The organism is Streptomyces hilarionis (genome assembly GCF_024539675.1).
GTDB classification, from domain to species: Bacteria; Actinomycetota; Actinomycetes; order Streptomycetales; family Streptomycetaceae; genus Streptomyces; species Streptomyces hilarionis.
Genome location: NZ_JAHHIT010000071.1, coordinates 12,653 through 34,108, shown reverse-complemented (window position 1 = coordinate 34,108; position 21,456 = coordinate 12,653). Strand labels below are relative to the sequence as shown.

17 protein-coding genes and 1 pseudogene are annotated in these 21,456 nt (G+C 73.0%); 8 read left to right on the top strand and 10 right to left on the bottom strand.

Features of this window, described 5'->3' with window-relative positions; all coding sequences use genetic code 11:
* Window positions 1-107: 107 nt before the first annotated feature.
* Window positions 108-1,748 carry a phosphoglucomutase (alpha-D-glucose-1,6-bisphosphate-dependent) gene (gene pgm, locus KMS84_RS18680; protein WP_256917385.1) on the bottom strand — a complete coding sequence of 547 codons (1,641 nt, stop codon included), beginning with the start codon at window positions 1,746-1,748 and terminating at the stop codon, window positions 108-110.
* Between the two features lie 135 nt (window positions 1,749-1,883).
* Window positions 1,884-2,060 carry a hypothetical protein gene (locus KMS84_RS18675; protein WP_256917384.1) on the bottom strand — a complete coding sequence of 59 codons (177 nt, stop codon included), beginning with the start codon at window positions 2,058-2,060 and terminating at the stop codon, window positions 1,884-1,886.
* 367 nt (window positions 2,061-2,427) lie between these two features.
* Between KMS84_RS18675 and KMS84_RS18670 the strand changes: the two genes are divergently transcribed.
* Window positions 2,428-3,081: a lysophospholipid acyltransferase family protein gene (locus tag KMS84_RS18670; protein ID WP_256917383.1), complete on the top strand. Its 654-nt coding sequence runs from the start codon at window positions 2,428-2,430 to the stop codon at window positions 3,079-3,081.
* 186 nt (window positions 3,082-3,267) lie between these two features.
* Here KMS84_RS18670 and KMS84_RS18665 read toward each other — a convergent pair whose 3' ends face one another.
* The gene (locus KMS84_RS18665; RefSeq protein WP_256917382.1) at window positions 3,268-4,314 is read right to left on the bottom strand and encodes a LacI family DNA-binding transcriptional regulator; all 1,047 of its coding nucleotides are present in this window, start codon (window positions 4,312-4,314) and stop codon (window positions 3,268-3,270) included.
* 237 nt (window positions 4,315-4,551) lie between these two features.
* On the opposite strand from KMS84_RS18665, the gene KMS84_RS18660 reads away from it, so the two are divergent.
* From KMS84_RS18660 to KMS84_RS18640, 5 genes are all read left to right on the top strand, one after another.
* Window positions 4,552-5,478 (top strand): carbohydrate ABC transporter permease, encoded by a 927-nt coding sequence (locus KMS84_RS18660; RefSeq protein WP_256917381.1) that lies wholly within the window; start codon window positions 4,552-4,554, stop codon window positions 5,476-5,478.
* Between the two features lie 4 nt (window positions 5,479-5,482).
* Window positions 5,483-6,406, top strand: coding sequence for a carbohydrate ABC transporter permease (locus KMS84_RS18655; RefSeq protein WP_256917380.1), 924 nt, complete (start codon window positions 5,483-5,485; stop codon window positions 6,404-6,406).
* Between the two features lie 89 nt (window positions 6,407-6,495).
* Complete coding sequence (locus KMS84_RS18650; protein WP_256917379.1) at window positions 6,496-7,833, top strand: ABC transporter substrate-binding protein; 1,338 nt, start codon at window positions 6,496-6,498, stop codon at window positions 7,831-7,833.
* A 116-nt stretch (window positions 7,834-7,949) separates the two neighbouring features.
* A complete protein-coding gene (locus KMS84_RS18645) occupies window positions 7,950-9,995 on the top strand; it encodes a beta-galactosidase (RefSeq protein ID WP_256917378.1) in 2,046 nt (681 codons plus the stop codon).
* Window positions 9,996-10,130: 135 nt separating this feature from the next.
* Window positions 10,131-12,158: an RICIN domain-containing protein gene (locus KMS84_RS18640; RefSeq protein WP_256917377.1), complete on the top strand. Its 2,028-nt coding sequence runs from the start codon at window positions 10,131-10,133 to the stop codon at window positions 12,156-12,158.
* A gap of 6 nt (window positions 12,159-12,164) precedes the next feature.
* On the opposite strand, the gene KMS84_RS18635 is transcribed toward KMS84_RS18640, so the two are convergent.
* The 5 genes and pseudogenes from KMS84_RS18635 to KMS84_RS18615 form a co-directional block, all read right to left on the bottom strand.
* On the bottom strand, window positions 12,165-13,079 hold the full coding sequence (locus KMS84_RS18635; protein ID WP_256917376.1) for an STM4011 family radical SAM protein: 915 nt from the start codon (window positions 13,077-13,079) through the stop codon (window positions 12,165-12,167).
* Window positions 13,080-13,086: 7 nt separating this feature from the next.
* Window positions 13,087-14,538, bottom strand: a complete 1,452-nt coding sequence (locus KMS84_RS18630; protein WP_256917375.1) for an STM4012 family radical SAM protein — start codon at window positions 14,536-14,538, stop codon at window positions 13,087-13,089.
* Window positions 14,539-14,678: 140 nt separating this feature from the next.
* Window positions 14,679-15,482: pseudogene (locus tag KMS84_RS18625) on the bottom strand (STM4013/SEN3800 family hydrolase); the annotation flags it as partial.
* A 67-nt stretch (window positions 15,483-15,549) separates the two neighbouring features.
* Window positions 15,550-16,677, bottom strand: a complete 1,128-nt coding sequence (locus tag KMS84_RS18620) for an STM4014 family protein (protein ID WP_256917373.1) — start codon at window positions 16,675-16,677, stop codon at window positions 15,550-15,552.
* Window positions 16,658-17,614, bottom strand: a complete 957-nt coding sequence (locus tag KMS84_RS18615) for an STM4015 family protein (protein WP_256917372.1) — start codon at window positions 17,612-17,614, stop codon at window positions 16,658-16,660. The genes KMS84_RS18620 and KMS84_RS18615 overlap by 20 nt, the downstream gene beginning before the upstream one ends.
* Window positions 17,615-17,787: 173 nt before the next feature.
* On the opposite strand from KMS84_RS18615, the gene KMS84_RS18610 reads away from it, so the two are divergent.
* Window positions 17,788-18,114, top strand: coding sequence for a DUF8820 family protein (locus tag KMS84_RS18610; protein WP_256917371.1), 327 nt, complete (start codon window positions 17,788-17,790; stop codon window positions 18,112-18,114).
* A 23-nt stretch (window positions 18,115-18,137) separates the two neighbouring features.
* Window positions 18,138-19,193: a DUF6745 domain-containing protein gene (locus KMS84_RS18605; RefSeq protein WP_256917370.1), complete on the top strand. Its 1,056-nt coding sequence runs from the start codon at window positions 18,138-18,140 to the stop codon at window positions 19,191-19,193.
* Between the two features lie 27 nt (window positions 19,194-19,220).
* Here KMS84_RS18605 and KMS84_RS18600 read toward each other — a convergent pair whose 3' ends face one another.
* On the bottom strand, window positions 19,221-19,940 hold the full coding sequence (locus KMS84_RS18600) for an FAD binding domain-containing protein (protein ID WP_256917369.1): 720 nt from the start codon (window positions 19,938-19,940) through the stop codon (window positions 19,221-19,223).
* 147 nt (window positions 19,941-20,087) lie between these two features.
* Window positions 20,088-21,191: a M23 family metallopeptidase gene (locus KMS84_RS18595; RefSeq protein ID WP_256917368.1), complete on the bottom strand. Its 1,104-nt coding sequence runs from the start codon at window positions 21,189-21,191 to the stop codon at window positions 20,088-20,090.
* Window positions 21,192-21,456: the final 265 nt, after the last annotated feature.

The following is a 21,456-nucleotide window of genomic DNA, read 5'->3' as shown; positions in this document are numbered from 1 at the left end:
AGGCACCGTCTCCGGCTTGTAGCCGCCTGCCCCGGCCGCCGGCCTTCGTCGTCCGACACGGGCCTCTCCCGCGCCGCCCGGGCGGTCCGCGCCGCTCCCGCGGGGGTTCAGCCGGCCAGTGCCGTGTCGACGACCTCCTTGGCCTCCTCCTGCACCCGGCGCAGGTGGTCCGGGCCGAGGAAGGACTCGCCGTAGATCTTGTACACGTCCTCCGTGCCCGAGGGCCGGGCGGCGAACCAGGCGTTGGCCGTGGTCACCTTGATGCCGCCGATGGCCGCGCCGTTGCCCGGGGCCTCGGTGAGGACGCCGGTGACGGCCTCGCCGGCCAGGGTGTCGGCCGTGACCTGCGCGGGCGAGAGCCTGGCGAGCAGCGCCTTCTCCTCGCGGGTGGCCGGTGCGTCGATACGGGCGTAGGCGGGCGCGCCGAAGCGCTCCGTCAGCGCGGCGTAGTGCTCGGAGGGGCTCTTCCCGGTGACCGCGGTGATCTCGGAGGCCAGCAGCGCCAGGATGATGCCGTCCTTGTCCGTGGTCCACACCGAGCCGTCGCGGCGCAGGAAGGACGCGCCGGCCGACTCCTCGCCGCCGAAGCCCAGCGAACCGTCCACCAGGCCGTCCACGAACCACTTGAAGCCGACGGGCACCTCGACCAGCCGGCGCCCGAGGTCGGCGGCGACCCGGTCGATCATGGACGACGACACCAGCGTCTTGCCGATCCCCGCGTCGGCGGGCCACTGCTCGCGGTGCGCGTAGAGGTAGCCGATGGCGGCGGCGAGGTAGTGGTTGGGGTTCATCAGGCCCGCGTCCGGCGTCACGATGCCGTGCCGGTCGGCGTCGGCGTCGTTGCCGGTGGCGATGTGGAAGCGGTCGCGCTGCTCGATGAGCGAGGCCATCGCGTACGGCGACGAGCAGTCCATGCGGATCTTGCCGTCCCAGTCGAGCGTCATGAAACGCCAGGTCGGGTCGGTGAGGGGGTTGACGACGGTCAGGTCGATCCGGTGCTGCTCGGCGATGCGGCCCCAGTAGGCCACCGAGGCCCCGCCCAGCGGATCGGCCCCGATGCGCACGCCGGCGGCGCGGATCGCGTCGAGGTCGACCACGTTCGGCAGGTCCGCGACGTAGGCGCCGAGGAAGTCGTGGCGGGCGGTGCTGGAGGCGGCGAGGGCCCGCGTGTACGGGACGCGCCGCACCTCCTTGAGACCGGCGGCGATGAGGTCGTTGGCGCGGTCCTGGATCCAGGACGTGGCGTCCGAGCCGGCCGGGCCGCCGCTCGGGGGGTTGTACTTGAAGCCGCCGTCGGCGGGCGGGTTGTGCGAGGGGGTGACCACCACGCCGTCGGCCAGGCCGGCGGTGCGGCCCCGGTTGTGGGTGAGGATGGCGTGGGAGACCGCGGGCGTCGGGGTGTAGCCGTCGGCGTCGTCGATGAGCACGCTGACGCCGTTGGCCGCGAACACCTCCAGCGCGGTGACCCGCGCGGGCTCGGACAGGGCATGACTGTCGGCGCCGAGGAAAAGGGGCCCGTCGGTGCCCCGGGCCGCGCGGTACTCGCAGATCGCCTGGCTCGTCGCGGCGATGTGGTCCTCGTTGAACGCCGTGTTCAGTGACGACCCGCGGTGCCCGGAGGTGCCGAACGCCACGCGCTGGGCCGGGTCGGCGGGGTCCGGGTGCAGCGCGTAGTACGCGGTGACCAGCCGGGCGACGTCGACGAGATCTTCGGGGCCGGCCGTCCGGCCCGCTCGCTCGTGCTGCATGTGCCCGCTCCTCCACATCGGTTGACCATGGCTTGCGGTCCCATCTTTCCCTGTGGGGCCGCCCGCCCGCGACCACGGGCCGGCCGGCCGTCCCCGGATCTCCTGCGGTCCGGCTCGTCCGGCCCGTGCGCGTGGTCAGCGCCGGCGGCCGCGGACCGCCCAGCCGCTGCCGATGCCCGCGACGTGGAGGGCGAGGAGCATCAGGCCGATCAGCATGAAGTTGGTGGAGGTGAAGGTGTCGTTGGTGGAGATGTCCGCCGCGTTGATCAGGAAAGAGATGAAAAACAGCACTGCCGAGACGATGGCGAGCACGGGGGGTCCGTCCTTTCGGGGTGGGGACTTCGCTGGGTGCGTGGTGGTGGGGTCGTCGGGGCGGGTCGTCGCGGTCCGTCCGGCGCGTCGTGCCGCCGGGTCGTTCCGTGGGGCCGTTCCGGTGCCTTGCCGCGGTGCTTGGGTCGTCCGTTCGTGGTGCTTCGGTGTGCGGTGTGCGGATCCGGTGCGGCCTCGGTGTCGTCGCCCCTTCGATGTGACTGTTCTCCGAATGCCCCCGACCGCCCGTCGAACACCGGCCCATTTCCCCGGTGTTCGGGGAGGGGCGGCAAGTGAGTAGCCGTACTCAGGCGCGGCCGTCGCGCCGCCGGAAGACTGGGGCTCCGACCGCTCAGCCCGGAGGCCCCTCGTGTTCAGCCGTGCCGTCTACGCCCTGACGCCGCTCTTCGGGCGGCTCACCGTCACCAGCGAGATAAAGCTGCGCCTGCCCGCGGGCACCATCTTCGTGGCCAACCACGACTCGATGGCCGACCCCGCCGTCGTCATGACCGCCCTGCGGCGGTTCGAACTGGAGCCGGTGGTCATGGCGACCGCCGGGCTGTGGCGCATCCCCCTGCTCGGCAGGGCGCTGACGCGCGAGGGGCACATTCCCGTCCACCGCCGTTCGGCGCACGCGGCGCTGGCTCTCGACGCCGCGGCGGAGGCGCTGGCCGGGGGCCGGCACGTGCTGCTCTACGGCGAGGGCGGACTGCCGCGCCGCAGGGACGCGGGGATCTCGGCGCCCGAGCCGTTCCGCACGGGACTCGCCCGGCTGGCGCAGGCGACCGGCTCGCTGGTCGTGCCGGTGGGCCACGCGGGCGCCCGCCGGATCGCCTCGGGTTCGGCGGCCAAGCAACTGGCGGGCACGCTCACCGCGCCCGTGCGGCGTCCGCACTGCCACGTCCACCTGGGCGCTCCGCTGCGCCTGCCCGCCGAGACGGAGCGCGGCACGACGGCCGCCCGGCTCGCCGTCACCACGGCCTGGCGGACCGCGGCCCGCGCCGTGGGCGAACACCCGAGGTGACCACGCCCCACCCCGCGCAGCCCCTCGCGCCCGCACACGACACCGTGGGGCGCGTCGCGCGTCGCGGCCGCCCGCGGGTGCGCCCGGGCTCCCGCCCCTCGCGCACGGCACGGGAGGGTCGGGCGTCGGTGACTGCACCTCGCGGGTGACTGCACCTCGCGGCACGGGACGGTCGGGCGTCGGCGACTACCCCGCGGGGGGCGGCGGGGCGGTGCTGTCGCGCAGGACCAGCCGGGTGGGCACCAGCGTCGTGCCGCGCTCGGAGCCGTCCGGGCGCATCGTGCGCAGCACGGCCTGCACGCACAGCCGGCCGACCTCGGCGAAGTCCTGGTGCAAGGTGGTGAGCGGGGGCAGGAAGGAGCTCGCCTCGGGGATGTCGTCGAAGCCGATGACGCTGACGTCCTCGGGCACCCGGCGGCCGCGCTCGTGCAGCGCGCGCAGCAGGCCGAGGGCCATCTGGTCGTTGGCCGCGAAGACGGCGGTGCACTCCTGCTGGGCCGCGAGTTCGAGGCCGGCCCGGTAGCCGGACTCCGCCGACCAGTCGCCCCGGACCAGGGGCGGGGGTGTGCGGCCCGCCTCGGTGAGCGCGGCGCGCCAGGCGTCCGCGCGGCGCTGGGCGGCGAACGAGCCCTCGGGCCCGCCGAGATGCCACACCGTCCGGTGTCCGAGGTCGAGGAGATGCTGGACCGCGGTGCGGGTGCCGCCCGCCTGGTCGGTGTCGACGACGGTGTAGTGGTCCCCGGCGTCGGAGTCGACCACCACCACCTGGACGTGCGGCGGCAGTTTGACGGTCGCCGCGTCCAGCAGGTGCACTTCCATGATCACGATGACCGCGTCGACGGCGAGTTCCTCCAGCCGGGAGAACGCGCCGCGCACCTCGTCGGTGGTGGGGACGGCCACCGGGAGCAGGGTGACCGCGTAGCCCTCCTCGGCCGCCGAGGTGGCGATCGCCTCCAGCGTGCGCACGTTGCCGGTGGTGGACAGCGTGAACGTGATGACGCCGATCGTGCGGAACTCGCCGCGCTTGAGGGCGCGGGCGGCGCTGTTGGGCCGGTAGCCGAGTTCGGCCATGGCGGCGAGGACCTGCTGCCGGGTCTCCTCGTTCACGCCCGCGTAACCGTTGGACACGCGGGAGACGGTCTGCGACGACACTCCGGCCAGCCGTGCGACGTCGGCCATCGAGGCGGTGGCCCGGGCGCGTCGGGGCACGTCGGCCGGTGTTCTTCGAGCCATGTCCACTCGGTGTCCCCACCTCTCTGTCGGCGCAGGTGCCACGGTCCCCCCAGACGACCCTTGACCATCGTTATCGGGGCAGTGTAGACATGCCGCCATCAGATGTTTACGTAAACATAACAGCTTGCCCGGCCTCTTGCGTGGCCGATGTTTACGTAAACATCATGGTGGCGGTGGGGCGTCCGGACATCTCCGCGCAACACCGCCGGCTCCAGTTCTGGACGAGCGAGGAACGACATGACGACGCTGCAACCGCCGGTGGCCGCCGAGCCGCGGCCGGCACCTCCTCCGGCGAAACGGGACCGCCGCTCCTGGACGGGATGGGGTTTCATCGGTCCCTTCGTGGTGGTCTTCGCGCTGGTCTTCCTGGCGCCGATCGCGTACTCGATCTACCTGAGCCTCTTCCGCGACCAGCTCATCGGCGGCAACCAGTTCGTCGGTCTGGACAACTACACCAGGGCCCTCCAGGACGACGCGTTCTGGTCGGCCGTCGGGCGGGTGGCGCTCTTCCTGGTGATCCAGGTGCCGATCATGCTGGGCATCGCCCTGCTGGTGGCGCTGGCGCTGGACAGCGGCCGGCTCTACGGCAAGGGCTTCTTCCGGATCACGATCTTCCTGCCGTACGCCGTGCCCGCCGTGGTCGCCACCCTCATGTGGGGCTTCATGTACGGCACCAAGTACGGCCTGGTGGGCGACATCAACTCCGCGTTCGGCGTCTCCCTGCCCGACCTGCTCTCCCCCGACTGGGTGCTCGCCTCCATCGGCAACATCGTGACCTGGGAGTTCGTCGGGTACAACATGCTGATCTTCTACTCCGCGCTGCGCGTGGTGCCGACCTCGCTGTACGAGGCGGCGGAGATCGACGGCGCCGGTCAGTGGCGGATCATCAGCGCGATCAAGCTGCCCGCGATCCGCGGCGCGCTCGTCATCGCGACGATCTTCTCGATCATCGGCAGCTTCCAGCTCTTCAACGAGCCGAGCATCCTGCGCCCGCTGGCGCTGAACTCGATCACCACGGACTTCACCCCGAACTTCTACACGTACTCGCTGTCCTTCAACGGCCAGCAGCACAACTACTCCGCGACGGTGGCCATCATCATGGGCGTCATCACGATGATCGTCGCCTATGCCGTCCAGCTGCGCGGCATGCGCAAGGGAGCGTGACCCGATGACCACCTCCGTCACCGCCTCCCCCGCGAAGAGCGCGGCCCCCCGGCTGCGCACCCCTCGCAAGAAGCACACCCCGGGCAAGCCGAAGCGCAACGTGCTGCTCACGGTGCTGATGGCCCTCATGGTCCTCTACACCGTGGTCCCGCTGATCTGGCTCGTCATCAACTCCACGAAGACCCAGTCGGGCCTCGCCGAGTCCAACGGCCTGTGGTTCGCCCACGACTTCGCGCTGTGGGACAACATCCGGACCACCTTCACCTACCACGACGGCATCTTCGGCCGCTGGTTGCTGAACACCCTGCTGTACGTGGTGCTCGGCGCGGGCGGGGCGACGCTGCTGGCCGTGCTCGGCGGCTACGCGCTGGCGAAGTTCCAGTTCCCCGGCAAGCGTGCGGTCTTCGCCGTGGTGATCGGCGCGGTCGCCGTGCCGGCCACGGCGCTGGCCGTGCCCACCTTCCTCATGTTCAGCAAGATGGGGCTGACCGACACCCCCTGGGCGGTCATCATCCCGTCGCTGGTGTCGCCGTTCGGCCTCTACCTGATGTGGGTGTTCGCCGCCGAGGCGATCCCGACCGAGCTGCTGGAGGCGGCCCGCATGGACGGGGCGAGCGAGGTGCGGACCTTCTTCCAGGTCGCGCTGCCGCTGCTGGCCCCCGGCATCGTGACCGTGCTGCTGTTCACCACGGTCGCCACCTGGAACAACTACTTCCTCCCGCTGATCATGCTGAAGGACCCCGACTGGTACCCGCTGACGCTGGGTCTGAGCGCCTGGAGCTCACAGGCGCAGACCATCGGCGGCGACGTGATCTTCAACCTGGTCATCACCGGATCCCTGCTCACGATCATCCCCCTCATCGCCGCCTTCCTGTTCCTCCAGAAGTACTGGCAGTCCGGCCTCGCCGCCGGAAGCGTCAAGGAGTGACACGGGCGGCGCCCCCAAGCCCCACATGTGAGCACCACCCGCACCACCCCCACCCTCACCTGTCCCACCCACGCAGAAGTGGAAGCCCCATGCGCAGAACAACGAGCCGCATCCTGCGCGGCATCGCCCTCGTCTCCACCCTGGCCCTGGGCGTGACCGCCTGCGGCGGCTCGGACGACGACTCCGACACCAAGGCCGTCTCCGCCGGCGACATCCAGGCCGCACTGGACAAGGGCGGCGACATCACGGTCTGGGCCTGGGAGCCCACCCTGAAGACGGTGGCCGCCGACTTCCAGAAGAAGTACCCCAAGGTCAAGGTCAACCTGGTCAGCGAGCGCTCCGGCGACAAGCACTACACCGCGCTGTCCAACGCGATCTCGGCCGGCAAGGGCGTCCCGGACGTCGCCCAGGTCGAGTACTTCGCGCTCGGCCAGTACTCCCTCACCAAGGGCCTGACCGACCTGGCCCCGTACGGCGCCGCCAAGCTCGCCTCCAAGTACACGCCGGGCCCGTGGAACGCGGTCAGCGACGGCGCCAAGGTCTACGGCCTGCCGATGGACTCGGGCCCGATGGCGCTCTTCTACAACAAGACGGTCTTCGACAAGTACAAGATCGCCGTCCCGACCACCTGGGACGAGTACCTGGACGCGGCCCGCAAGCTGCACAAGGCCGACCCCAAGGCCTACATCGCCAACGACCTCGGCGACCCGGGCTTCACCACCTCCCTGCTGTGGCAGGCCGGTTCGCGTCCCTACAAGGTCGACGGCACCAAGGTCGCCGTCAACTTCGACGACGCGGGCGCCAAGAAGTTCGAGACGGTCTGGCAGAAGCTGATCGACGAGAAGCTCCTCGCCCCGGTCAGCGGCTGGACCGACGACTGGTACAAGGGCCTCGGCGACGGCACCATCGCCACCCTGGCCACCGGCGCCTGGATGCCGGCCAACTTCACCACCGGCGTGCCGAACGCCAAGGGCCAGTGGCGCGCGGCCGCGATGCCGGCGTGGACCAAGGGCGACAAGGCGAGCGCGGAGAACGGCGGCAGCTCGCTGGCCGTCCCGGCGCTGGCCAAGAACAAGGAACTGGCCTACGCGTTCACCGAGTACGCCAACTCCGGTCCCGGCGTCGCCACCCGGGTCGGCGAAGGCGCCTTCCCCGCCACCAAGGCGGAGCTGGAGTCGCCCGCGTTCCAGAGCAAGAAGTTCGACTACTTCGACGGCCAGGAGGCCAACAAGATCTTCGCCGAGTCCGCGGCCAACGTGGCGAGCGACTGGTCGTACCTCCCGTTCCAGCCGTACGCGAACTCGATCTTCAACGACACGGTCGGCAAGGCCTACGTCTCCAGCACCAAGCTGGCGGCCGGTCTGAAGGCCTGGCAGGACGCCTCCGTCAAGTACGGCCAGGAGCAGGGCTTCACGATCGAGAAGTGACCGGCGCCAGCCGGTACGCACTGATCAGCAGCCAGTAATCCCCACGCAGTGAAACGCCGGGCGGCGCGGCTCCCGGGCCGCGCCGCCCCCGTGTACCACCCTTCGGAAGGACCGCCATGATCTCCACCCTCCAGTCCCGCATGCTGCGCGGGGCGGACGGTGACCCCGCCCCGCGTCTGGCCTACGGCGCCGACTACAACCCCGAGCAGTGGCCCCGGGACGTGTGGGAGGAGGACGTCCGGCTGATGCAGGAGGCCGGCGTCACCGTCGTCTCCGTGGGGATCTTCTCCTGGGCCCGCATCCAGCCCGGTCCGGACACCTGGGACTTCGGCTGGCTCGACGAGGTCATGGACCTGCTCCACGCGGGCGGCATAGGCGTCGACCTGGCCACCGCCACCGCCTCCCCGCCGCCGTGGCTCACCACCGCCCACCCGGAGATCCTGCCGGTCACGGCGAACGGCGAGACCCTCTGGCCGGGCGCCCGTCAGCACTGGCGGCCCACCTCGCCCGTCTTCCGCGAGCACGCCCTGCGCCTGGTCCGCGAGATCGCCGGCCGCTACAAGGACCACCCGGCGCTGGTCGCCTGGCACGTCTCCAACGAGCTCGGCTGCCACAACGTCCACGACTACTCCGACGACGCGGCCCGCGCCTTCCGCGTCTGGCTGCGCACCCGCTACGGCACGCTCGACGCGCTCAACCACGCCTGGGGCACGGCCTTCTGGTCGCAGCGCTACAGCGACTGGGAGCAGATCCTGCCGCCGCGGCTCGCCGCCTCGCACCCCAACCCGACCCAGCAGCTGGACTTCAAGCGGTTCTCCTCGGACGCGCTCAAGGACCACCTCGTCGCGGAGCGCGAGATCCTGCGGGAGATCACCCCCGGCATCCCCGTCACCACCAACTTCATGGTGATGGGCGGCACCAGGGGCATGAACTACCCCGACTGGGCGAGCGAGATCGACTTCGTCTCCAACGACCACTACGTGCACCCCGGCCCGCAGGACCGCGACGAGCTGTCCTTCTCCGCCAACCTCGTCAGCGGCATCGCGAGCGGCCGGCCCTGGTTCCTGATGGAGCACTCCACCAGCGCCGTCAACTGGCAGCCCGTGAACGTGGCGAAGCGCCCCGGCGACCTGGCCCGCGACTCGCTGCTGCACGTGGCGCACGGCGCGGACGCCGTCTGCTTCTTCCAGTGGCGGCAGTCCGCGGCCGGCGCCGAGAAGTACCACTCGGCGATGGTCCCGCACGCCGGCGCGGACAGCGACCTGTTCCGCGAGGTCGCCGACCTCGGCGCCAAACTCAAGTCCCTGGCCCCGGTGGCGGGTTCGGAGCGCGAGGCGGCGGCCGTCGGCATCCTCTACGACTGGGACTCGTGGTGGGCCAGCGAGCAGGACTCCCACCCCACCTCCCTGCTCGACTACCGGCAGGAGGCGCTCGACTGGTACTCGGCGCTCCTCGCCCTGGGCGTGCGGGCCGACCTGGTCACCGCCGGCGCCGACCTCTCCCGCCACCAGGTCCTCGTCGCACCCGTGCTGCACGTCGTGCCGGCCGAGCTCGCCAAGGACCTCACGCGCTACGTCGAGCAGGGCGGCCACCTGGTCACCACCTACTTCTCCGGGATCGTCGACGAGAACGACCACGTGTGGCTCGGCGGCTACCCCGGGGCGCTGCGCGACCTGCTCGGCATCCGCATCGAGGAGTTCGGCCCGCTGCTCGCCGGGGAGAGCGTGGAGCTGGACGGCGACGCCCGCGGCACGCTGTGGACCGACCGGATCACCCTCGCCGACGGCGACACGGAGGTCCTGGCGCACTACCGCGGCGGCGTGCACGCCGGACGACCCGCGGTGACCCGCCGGACCACGGGCTCGGGCTCGGCCTCGTACGTCTCGACCCGGCTCGGCGTCGACGGGCTGCGCTCGCTGCTGCCGCGCCTGCTGGACCCGGCCGGCGTGAACAGCGAACTCCCCGCGCAGGCCCGCGGGGCGGTCGAGCTGACCGTTCGGCGCGGCCCTGAAGGACGGTTCCTGTTCCTGGTCAACCGGACCGACGACACGGTGCCGGTGGCCGGCCTCGACGGCGAGGTGCTGCTCGGCGCCCGCGACGCGGAGGGCGTCCTCGTCCTCGGTCCCCGCGAGGTCGCCGTCCTGCGCCGGCCCACCGCCTGACGTCTCCTCCCGCACCCTCCCGCAACCCCCACGACTCCCCGGGCACGGCCTGACCCGTGCCCGGGGGCCATCCCCTTCCGTCCGCGCGGCGGGAGGGGGCCCACCACAGCGACCGCACCGCAGTTGGGAGCACACATGGCACGCCGTACCCGCAGCAGACGGACCCTCGGGGCCGCCGCACTCACCGCACTGGCCACCGGGGCCGCGCTCTTGAGCGTCCCCGTGCAGGCGCACGCCGAGGCCGCCGTCACGGTGACGCCGGACCCCTCGTACCAGCAGGAGAAGTTCGAGGGCTGGGGCACCAGCCTGGTCTGGTTCGCCAACGCCACCGGCGACTATCCCCCGGCGGTCCGGGAGAAGCTCGCCAAGCTGCTCTTCGGCGACGACGGCCTGGCGCTGAACATCGCGCGCTACAACATCGGCGGCGGCAACGCTCCGGACGTCAAGGACTACCTGCGGGCCGGCGGAGCCGTGCAGGGCTGGTGGAAGGCGCCCGCGGGCACCACCCGCGAGGACACCGACTGGTGGAGCGCGGACGACCCGGCCGACTGGAACCCCGAGGCCGACGCCACCCAGCGCTGGTGGGTGAACCGCATCAAGAAGGACATCACCCACTGGGAGGCGTTCAGCAACTCCCCGCCGTGGTTCATGACGGAGAGCGGATACGTGTCCGGCGGGTTCAACGCCAACGCCGACCAGCTGAAGGCCGACTCGGTCGACGACTTCGCCGCCTATCTGGCGGGTGCGACGAAGCGGCTGGAGAAGGGCGAGGGCATCAAGGTCGACACCCTCGACCCGTTCAACGAGCCCAACACCGGCTACTGGGGCACCCGGCTCGACGCGAACGGCGTGCCGGTCGGCGGCCGCCAGGAGGGCGCCCACATCGGCCCCGGACTCCAGCAGAAGGTGCTCGCCGCGCTGGCCCCCGCGCTGAAGAAGGCGAAGGTCAAGGCCGGCATATCCGCGATGGACGAGACCAACCCGTCCCTTTTCGCGACCAACTGGAACTCCTACTCGCAAGGTTCCAAGGACCTCGTGGACCAGATGAACGTCCACACCTACGGCACCGGGCAGCGCACCACCGTGCGCGACCTCGCCAAGGCCGCCGACAAACCGCTGTGGATGAGCGAGGTCGAGGGCGACTGGGGCGACGGGCAGAGCTTCACCGACATGCGTCCGGGCCTCGGGCTGGCCCAGCAGATGGTGAACGACCTTCGTGAACTGGAGCCCAGCGCCTGGGTGTTCTGGCAGCCGGTCGAGGACTACGACAACATGAAGCCGGGCGGCGAGTCCGCCAAGGGCGGCAACTGGGGCGAGATCCAGCTGCCGTTCAGCTGCACGAAGCAGGACACCCTCCAGTCGTGCCCGATCTTCACGAACACCAAGTTCGACACCGCCCGTAACTTCACGCACTTCATCAAGCCCGGCGACAAGCTGGTCAAGGTGGACGACACCTCCAGCGCCGCGGCCGTGACCAGGGACGGCAAGGGCCTCTCGCTCGTCCACGTCAACTCCACCACCGCGGCGCGCACGGTCACCCTCGACCTGTCCAAGTTCCGCAGCGTCAAGCGCGACGCGACCGTCACTCCGACCGTGACCAGCGCCGACGGCAAGCTGAAGCAGCAGGCCCCGGTCAAGGTCGTGGACGGGAAGGCCACCTACACGGTGCCCGCCCAGTCGGTGACGTCGTTCGCCGTCAAGGGCGTCTCGGGGGTCGCGAAGAACGCCGGTCTGTTCAGCAAGGGCCACTCCTACACGCTGACCGGCGTGCAGAGCGGCAAGGCCGTCACCGTCGCCGCCAATGGCACGAGCCTGGTGATCGGTTCGGCCAACGGCAGCACCGCGCAGCAGTGGCAGCTGGACGCCCGGCACGGCGACAAGGGCGCCCGCCAGCGCTACGTCTTCGCCAACCCGGCCGAGGGCAAGCGCCTCGCCGTGCGCGACGACGTGCCGGTGGTCGAGCCCGACACGGGCACACGCGACCCCGCCACCGAGTGGATCATGTCGACCACCGGTGACGGCACGTGGACCCTGGTGAACGCGGCCACCGGGCGTCTCCTCGAGGTCGGCGGCCAGGCGACCAACGAGGGCGCCGCCGTCACGACCTGGCAGGCCAACTCCGGCTCCAACCAGCGCTGGAGGGTCACGGACGTGACGCCGTAGCGCGCGCTAGTCGGCCGTCTCCGCCCGCATCGCGATCGTCGCGATGCGGGCGGAGTGCTGTACGGGGGCGGCGACCGGGACCGCGGCCGGGACGCGTTCCAGGACGCCGCCCGCGAAGACGTCGTACAACGGCAGCGTCTCCAGGTGCACATAGCCGATGTGGCAGTCGCAGACGGCGAGCGGACAGGCCCGCGGACGCAGGGCGTCCCGGTACGAGCCGTCGTAGAGGTTGCCGAGCTCGGCGCGGACGAAGTGGCAGCGGCGGACCGTGCCGTCTCCGTCGACCGAGATCACGGACTCGCCGGTGCGACAGGGCAGCCCCGCGCTGGCGTGCGGGTGCCGGCTGTACGGGAAGAGCGGGTCGAGGGCGGTCCACCGGTCGGCCTCGGCGTCGTCGTACACGAGCCCCTCGGCGGCGTTGATCCACAGGTAGACGTGCTCGGGCAGGTCCGCGCGCAGGCGGCGGGCGGCTTCGAGGTGTTCGGGGAGGCCGACGACGCCGACGCTGAAGCGGATGCCCCGGTCGGTCAGGTCCCGGCACTTGGCGAGGAACCGGGCGTACGGCGTCTGGCCCGGGTGGTAGGTGCACCACAGCGCCAGCGCGGTCGGGTCTGCGTCGGCCAGCCAGTCCGTGCGGCAGCTGAGGTTGGTCTGGATCGCGACGCGGCGGATGTGCGCAAGACGGGAGAGGTCGGCCAGGGCACGCCGGTACCAGGAACGGACCAGGCCCTCGCCCCAGGGGGTGAACAGCAGGGAGAGCCGGTCCTCGGTGCGGGCCGCCGCCCAGGCGGCGAACCGTTCGAGGGCGGCCCGGTCGGCGCGCAGCTGCGCGGTCGAGTCGCGTCGCTTGGCGAACGGGCAGTAGGGGCAGTCGTAGTCGCAGGAGGCGAGCGGACCGCGGTAGAGAAGGGTCAGGTCCACGGCGGTCTCACTTGCGTTCGTAGGCGGCCATGGCGGTCCGCACGGCCGCCGAGAACAGGGCGGGGCCGACGGCGTCGGAGTGGGCGAGTCCCTCGGGGGTGAGCCGCAGGACCGTGGGGTCGGCGTCGGTGAGCCAGCCACGGTCGGCGAGTCGCTCGAGGTCGGGGCCGAAGTCGTCGGCGGGCGTGCCGCCGAAGCGGGCCCGGTAGTCGTCCAGGCGCAGTCCCTCGGCCTGGAGCAGGGACTGGAGGAGGTGGCGGCGGCGAGACTCGCCCGCGTCCGTGCGGAAACCGACCTGCGCCCGGGCGAAGTCGGCCGGGCCGCAGGCGACGTAGTCGTCGATGATGCCGCGGATCTCGTGCGTGCCGACCGCGTAGTCGAACGAGTAGTGCAGGGCGGCCGTGTAGGAGCGGGCGCCGCAGCCGAGGCCGATCATGCCGTCGCTCTGGCAGGCGTAGTCGTCGGCGCCCTGGGGCGGCGCGTCGGCGCGGCGGAACATGCGCATGGACTGCTGGGTGTAGCCGCGCGCGAGGAGGTGGTCGCGGCCGGTGCGGTACAGGCTCAGGCGGTGCTCGTCCCAGGCCGGGTCGGGGCCCGTCGCGGCCCGCCGGCCGAGCCCGGTGAGGGGGCGGACGTAGAGGGGGTAGAGGTAGAGCTCCTCGGGCTCCCAGGCGAGGGCCGCGTCGAGGGAGTGCAGCCAGCTCCGCTCGCTCTGGCCCTCGATGCCGTAGATGAGGTCGATGTTGAGGACCGGGATGCCCGCCTCACGGACGCGGGCCAGGGCGGTCTCGACGTCGGCGCGGCGCTGCGGGCGCACCGCGGCTCTGGCCTCGGCCTCGACGAAGCTCTGGACGCCCAGGCTGAGCCGGGTCGCGCCGCGCCCCGCCAGGACGGCGAGGCGGTCGGCGGTGGCCGTGGCGGGCGAGGCCTCGACGGAGAGCGGGATCGCGCGCAGGTCGGCGCCCATGCGGTGCTCGGCGATGTCGCAGAGGCGGGCGAGCTCCTCGGCGGTGAGGAAGGTGGGCGTGCCGCCGCCGAAGGCCGCGGTGGCGAACCGGACGGGGTCCGTCTCCCCGAGCGCCTCCCGCACGGCGGTCGCCTGCCGCTCCAGCGCGTCCAGGTAGGCGCCGGTCAGACCGTCGGGCGCGCCGATGCGGGTGAAGAGGTTGCAGAAGCCGCAGCGGACCTCGCAGAACGGTATGTGCAGGTAGAGGGAGAGCGCGTCCTTGGGCTCCGGGGCCCACAGGTCGCTCAGGAGCGGGCGGTCGGGGAGCGGGCGGTAGGCGGTCTTGTGCGGATAGGCGTAGACGTAGTGCTGGTACGGGCCGCCGCCGGCGAGGGGATCGGCGGTGACCGACTCGGCCGCGGCCGACTCGAGGGCGGTCCCAGGGGCGACCGGGGCGGAGGTGGCGGGGTCGGCGGCGACCGGCTCGGCGAGGGCGGGGTCGGCGGTGGTCATCGGGCGGCCTCCGTCGGGCGGCTTGCGGGGTCGTCGGGCAGGGGGGCGCCGGGTGCGGCGTCGTCGGATGCCGGGGCGCCGAGCCCGGGATCGGCGGGTGCGAGGGCCCCGGGCGCCGGATCGGCGGGCGCGGGGGCGTCCGGCGCGGGGTCGAGGAAGAAGTGGGCGTAGGGGACGGTCCACACGCACGCGTGGCCGAGCCGGTGGCCGGTGTAGCCGTCGTCGCCGTAGGCGGTGCCGTGGTCGGAGCAGACGATCGCGAAGCAGCGGCCCCTGCGGCTCATGGCGGCGAAGAGCCGCCCGATGTGCCGGTCCACGTACTCCAGCGCGGCGGCGTGCGTCGCGCGGCTGTCGCCGGCCTCGCGGGTCGCGCCGGGCAGATGGAACCAGTTCGGCTGGTGCAGGGCGGAGACGTTCACGAACAGGAACAGCCGCCGCTCGCGCGGGAGTCGTTCGACGACCTCCTCGACGCGGTCGATCTGGTTCTCGAAGGAGTGGGGCGAGGTGACGCCGAACCCCGGTTCCCAGTGCGCCTCCTGGAACAGGCCGGGCAGGACCGAGCCCAGGGGGCCCTGCCGGTTGAAGAAGCCCACTCCCCCGACGCACACGGTGTGGTAGCCGTCCCGGGCCAGGCCGGAGACGAGGTCGGGAGCGTCGTAGACGTAGGTGCCGGGCGCCGTGGTCTCACTGCCCGCGAAACGCGCCGCGAAGAGCCGCGGGTGCGGTCCGGGGCCGGCCGGGGTCGGCAGGAAGCCGGCGAAGATCGCCTGGTGGGAGGCGTAGGTGAAACTGCCCGGCGCGTGCCGCTCCTCCCAGCGGCCGCCGGGGAGATGCCGGGCGAGGTGGGGGATGCGGCCCTCCCGCGCGAGCTCGGCGGCCACGTCGTGGCGCAGGGTGTCGAGGGTGACCAGAAGGATGTCGTGACGGCCCACGACGTCGTTCATGTCGGGCTCGGACCCGGCGGCGGGCACGGCATCGGCCGCGGGGCCGGGCGAGGCGTCGGGCAGGGGGTCAGGCATGAGGCGTTCCTCTGTCGTTGCGGTCGTGCAGTACGGCGGCCACCTGGGCTCCGTAGGTGTCGAGGCCCTCGGCTCCGCCGCCGGACAGGCCCGTGAGGCCGGGCAGCAGGTCGCCGAAGGCGTTGACCTCGCCGACCGCGGCCCCGCGCCAGCCGACCGCGGGCAGCAGGTCGACGCCGACGCACAGGGTGCGCGGGAAGCAGGCCGCGGCCCGCTCGCACACGCCCAGCACGTCGGTCCAGCGCGCGCCCGCCGCCTCCACGGCCTGCCGTGCGGCGCGCAGGTCTCCGCGCCGGCCGCCCAGATGCAGGTTGGTCAGCGGCCAGCGGCTGGTGCGCACCACCGCGTGGGTGGCGCGGCCCGCGACCACGACGACCCTGAGGTCGGCGGCCCGGCCGTCCTGGGACGCCTTCGGCAGCCAGCGCTCCAGATGCAGTCCGTCCGGGGCGAGTGCGTCGACGACCGCCGCGATGTCCTGTTCGCGTTCGTAACGGCGCACTCTGAGCGAGTTGTACAGGCTGCCGTCGGCGGCCCGTTCCACGGAGGTGGTGGCCCTGATGCGGCCGCCGCCGCCCGCCTCGACCGCCAGGACGCCCGACGCCGAGGAGCCGTGCGCGGGCTTCACGAACAGCCGGGACATCCGGTGCCCGCGCATCGCCGCCCGCACGTCGTCCCAGCCGCGGACCGCGACGCCGTGCGGGCCCGAGGTGGGCGAGGCGGGCACGGGGACGCCCGCGGCGTCGAGGACGCCGTGGCAGAGCCGCTTGTCGAAGAGCACGGCCAGGTCGTCGGGGTCGTCGAGACGGACGCCGCCGCGCAGTTCGCGCACGGCGGCCGTGAAGCGGGCGTACCACCGGGCCGAGCCCTCGACCCTGGTGGGTTCCCGCGCGCCGCGCAGCATCGCGTCGACCTCGTCGTTCTCGCCGGGCGAGTCGATCCGGACGATCTCGTCGTCGGCGAAGTCGGCCCCCCGGGCGCGCAGCACGTCGGCCCAGGCCACGACGCGCGGGGCGGGGAGACCGGCGGCGCGCACCGCGTCCGCGAAGAGGGCGACCCGGCGGTTCTCGGGGTTGCCGACCACCGCGAACCGCGGTCCTGCGTCACTCGCCGACGGCGACATACCGCCACACGGTGCCGTCGTCCTCGGCGTCCTCCTCGGCGTCACCGCGGTCGAGGAGGACCTCGACGCCGGCCGGCTCCAGGGTCGTGCGGACCCGCTCCAGGAGGGGCTCGCTCACGTAGTGGTGGTGCAGGTCGAGCTTCTTGAGGTGGGTGAGCGGCTGACCGCCGAGCAGGGCGGCCGCGCCCTCGTCGGTCAGGACGCCCATGGAGAGGTCGAGCACCTCCAGCCGCGCGACCACCGGTGCGGACGCCACGGCCGCGGCCACGGCGTCCTGCATCTCGCTGTTGCGCAGGGCCAGATGGCGCAGGTTCGGCAGCCGGGTGCCGGACAGGATCGGCTCCAGGTCCGCGGCCTCGCTGTCGCCGCCGTACTCCGGTGTGCCGAGCCACAGGTCGAGGTGCTCCAGCGCGGGCAGGTCGCTGCCGCCGACGCCGCGCACGACCTCGGCGGGCAGACCTCCGGTCTCGATCACGAGGCGGCGCAGCGCGCCGTGGCTCAGGGCCGGGAAGCGCAGCCCGGATCCGCCGCGCACGCCCAGTTCCTCCAGCAGCGGGAAGGCGGCCAGGAGGGGGGTGACGTCGGTCTGGTTGATCCAGGAGATCTCGCACTCCTCCATCACCATGTCACCGAGGAACAGCGCCCGCAGGGCGGGGAAGCGCTCGCGGGCGGCGGTGAGGGCCTCGACGACGGCGGACGGGTCCGTGTCGTAGGCCTCCTCCCAGGCTCCGACGATCAGGGCCCGCACCCGGGTGGTGTCGACGGTGGCGCAGAAGCGGGCGAACGCTCCCGTCCAGTCCTCGTCCGCGTCGTAGACGTCGCCGGTGACGCGCCAGGCCACGGCGTCCGGTTCCACCGGCCGGGGCCGGTGCTCGGCGCCGGGGAACGTGTACGCGGGCAGCCCGTGCAGCGCGTCGAGGTGGTGGCCGATGGTCATACGGCTGCTCCCGAGGAGGAAGAGTGTGCGGTCCCTGATGTGTCCGCAGTTCTACCAACAGGCACCGACAGCGCCCTCCGGCGGGGGTTCGGTTCGGGGGCGTTGTCAGTGCCCGCCCGTACGGTCGTGGTCATGGGGCCGGTGCGCTGCGCACCCGGCGGGAGGGGAGAGCGATGTACCGGCAGGGAGACGTGCTGATCGTGCCCGTGGCAGAGGAGGCGGTGCCGCCGCATGTCGCCGCGGCGCCGAGGGAGCGGCGCGACGCGCGGGGCCGGCTGGTGCTGGCCCTGGGCGAGGTGACGGGGCATGCGCACGCGGTCGTCGGCGAGGGTGAGCTGGTGCGCGAGCCGGGGCCGTTCGGTCCGCTGCTGCTCCGTCTGCCCCGGGGCGGCCGGGTGGTCCACGAGGAGCACGCGGCCATCGCGCTGCCCAGGGGGTGGTACCGGGTGATACGGCAACGGGAGTACGTGCCGGGGTCGGTGCGGATCGTGGCGGACTGAGTCGGGGGCGAGGGAGGGGACGGATGACGACGGTGACGACGAGGGACGTCGAGGAGCGGGCCGGCCGGGCCGAGGAGGGCCTTTCGGCGTGGCGCGCCTCGGCGGCGGCCGTGGGCGCGGCCGATCGGGACGCCGCCGAGGCGGGCGTCCGCCGGGCCTACCGGCAGGCGGGGCTGGCCGAGCCGCGGGAGGTGGTGTGGGCCGGTTCGCCCTGTGCGGCGGTCGCGCTGATCCAGGCGTCGCGGGAGCTGGGCGCGAGCGTGCGCGAGGCGGTCCGGAGCCGGCCGTGGGCGCGGGAACGGCAGCGACTGCACGCGGAGTTGGGGGCGACCGGGTGGGCGGCGCACTGGGCCGCGACCGGCGGCCGGCTGTGGGATCCGACGCAGGCGCTCGTCGACCGGATCAGGGCGGGCGTGCTGGAGGAGCTGGCCGGCGGGCAGACGGGGAGCACGGCCGCCCAGGTCCGGCTGGTGCTTCTGGACGCCGTGCTCGGTCAGCACGACGCGCCGTGGCTCGCCGCGCTCGCGGCCGACGAGGGCCCGCTGGCCGGGCTGGCGGCGGTGAGCCGCAGCGCCGGCTGGTGGTGGCCCTTCGCGCGCGTGGCCGTGGTGTGCGAACGCCCCGTCGCCCTGCACCGCGACGAGGCGGGCCGGCTCGACCACGGGGACGGCCCGGCGCTGGCCTATCCCGACGGCTTCGCGCTGCACGCCTGGCGGGGCATGCCCGTGCCGGCCGCGTTCCTCGCGGAGCTGCCCCGGCTCACCCCGCGGCGGATCCGGGCCGAGGAGAACGCCGAGCTGCGCCGGGTCATGCTCGAGTACTACGGCTACGACCGCTATCTGTCGGACTCCGACGCCCGTCCCGTCCACCGGGACGAGACGGGCACGCTGTGGCGCGTCGAGCTGGACGGCGACGAGCCGGTCGTCATGGTGGAGGTCCTCAACTCCACGCCGGAGCCGGACGGGACGCGGCGCACCTACTGGCTGCGGGTGCCGCCGTCGACGCTCACGGCGCGGGCGGGGGTCGCCTGGACGTTCGGGTTGGCGGCGCAGGCGTACGCGCCCGTCGTGCAGACATGACGCCGCTCGGCGTTCTGCCGGGGCCCCTCAGGCGGCGGCGCGGGCCAGGACGTCGGCGACCTCGCGGCGCAGGGCCTCCTGGGCCGGCGCCGGCAGGGACAAGGCCGTGGTGTCCGCCAGATCGCGCAGGACCTGCTCGGCGTCGGTCCGGTACGGCGTGCTCTCGCTGACCACCTCGTAGCCGTCGCGCACGGCCACGCGCACGCGGCCGGGGGCGCCGCCGTCCGCGTGCACGGCCACGGCGACGACGAGCGGCGGCGGGCCGCCCGTCTCGCCCGGGAGTTTGCGGTAGCCGCTGACCAGGGGGGTGCGCCAGCGCAGGGCGAGCAGCACATGGCGTTTCGCGAGGAGTTCGGCGAGGTCGGTCTCGTACACGCCGTCGGCCGTCAGGACGGTGGCTCGGGCGTCGAGCACCAGGGCCGCGGGGAGCAGACAGCGCAGGGTGCTGCCGACGATGTTGCCGCCGACCGTGGCCGCCCGGCGGACCGCGCCCGTGCCGACCCCGGACGCCGCGCGGTGGAGCACCTCGGGCACGGTCGCGTCGACGCGGTGCAGCGGCACGGCTCCGCCCAGTTCCTCGGGGCCGAAGGCGTTGGCCTCGGGCAGGTCGCGCAGGGAGACGGCCTGCTCGGGAAAGCCGTCGCGCTGCCAGCCGGCCCACACCAGCGTGGCGCCGCCGATCGGCACCGCGCCGTCGGCCAGACATCGCTGCGCTTCGGACACCGAGGAGGGAAGACGCAACTGCACGGCAACCGACCTGCCTTCCCTGGGAGTTCGGGGCGGACCTCGTGGCGTGTCCGTTCCGTGTGATCCATGGCAGAACGGATTCTGCCCAGTCGCACGGGGGCGCATACAGGGCTCATGGCCGCATCGGGCCGCCGTGGTCAGCCGTGGTCAGCCGCTCGGTGCCAGCCACGGCTGCGGGTCGGTGTAGTAGCCGTCGTAGATCACCTCGAAGTGCAGGTGCGGGCCGGTGGACAGGCCGGTGGAGCCGACCCGGCCGACCGGGGCGCCGGTGCGCACCGTCTGTCCGGCCGTGACCTCCAGCAGGGACAGGTGGCTGTACGTCGTCTCCAGGCGTTTGCCGTCGATGAGGCCGTGGTCGACGACCACGCGGTTGCCGTACGCCTTGGTCGGGGCCGCGAACACCACCCGGCCGTCGCGGGCGGCGGACACCTGGGCGCCCTGGGGCGCGCCGAAGTCGATGCCGGTGTGGAGCTTGGTGACGCCGGTGAGCGGGTGCTTGCGGGAACCGTAGGGCGAGGTGACCGTGAGGGTGGTGGTGGGCGCCGCGAGGATCGCGTTCGCCGGGGCGGCGCCGCCGCTCGGGTCCTCCCGGTCGAAGTCCGCGTAGGTCGCGAGCCTGGACTTCACCTCGCCGAGGTAGGTCCGGGCTCCGGCCGGGACCTTGCCCGCGTCGGCCACGGCGTCCGCGCCGGCCGCGTAGGCCGCGAGGGTGAGGTCCACGAGGTCTCCGTTGACCGTGCCGTCGGTCCTGAGCTCGGTGATCTTACGGGCCAGGGAGCAGTCCTGGCGGCCGAGCGCCATGATCGCGTCGGCGGGGTCGTGCGGCGAGGAGTGCCCGTTGCCGTCGTCGTCCCTGCCCCAGGTGCGCCAGCCGGCGGCGGTGAAGGCGGCGATGCCCTGTTCGCCGGAGGCGGTGCTCTCGTCGCTGAAGCCGGTGAGCTGGTCGATCTGGGCGGCGAGGAACGAGGGGGTGACGACCGAGCAGGCTTCGGCGGACCTGCGCAGCCAGGGGCCGTAGGTCGCGTTGACGCCGCCGGCCGCGTCGTCCTGGGGGGTGCCCGCGGTGTCCTCGTCGCCGGGGAGTCCGCCGGTCAGCGCGAGGAAGCCGGCCACGGCCGAGAGGGTGAGCAGCGCGGGCAGGACCACGACGGTGAAGAGGCCGGGGCCGCGCCGGGGCGGTCGTGGCGCGACCGGACGCGGAGCGCTCGCCGCCTGCTCCGGGGGCGTCTCGACGGCCTGTTCGTCGCTCATGCGGAGCGGCCCTGGCGACATGTCACGAGAGGCTGCGGGAAAGTACGGTTGTTCACGAGCGGACGGTAGCCGCGGGCCCGCCGTCCGTCACCGGACGCAAGGGCAGACCTGCTGCCCCCGCGGGCAACGACCGTTGCCCGCGCTCGAGTTCGGGGCGCCGGCGCGTACGGCGCCGGGCCGGGAGACGCCGCCCGCGGACGCCGCCCGCCCCACGGACGGACGGGCGCGGCCCGCGGACGGGCAGGGCCGAGGGCGGGCGCGACGG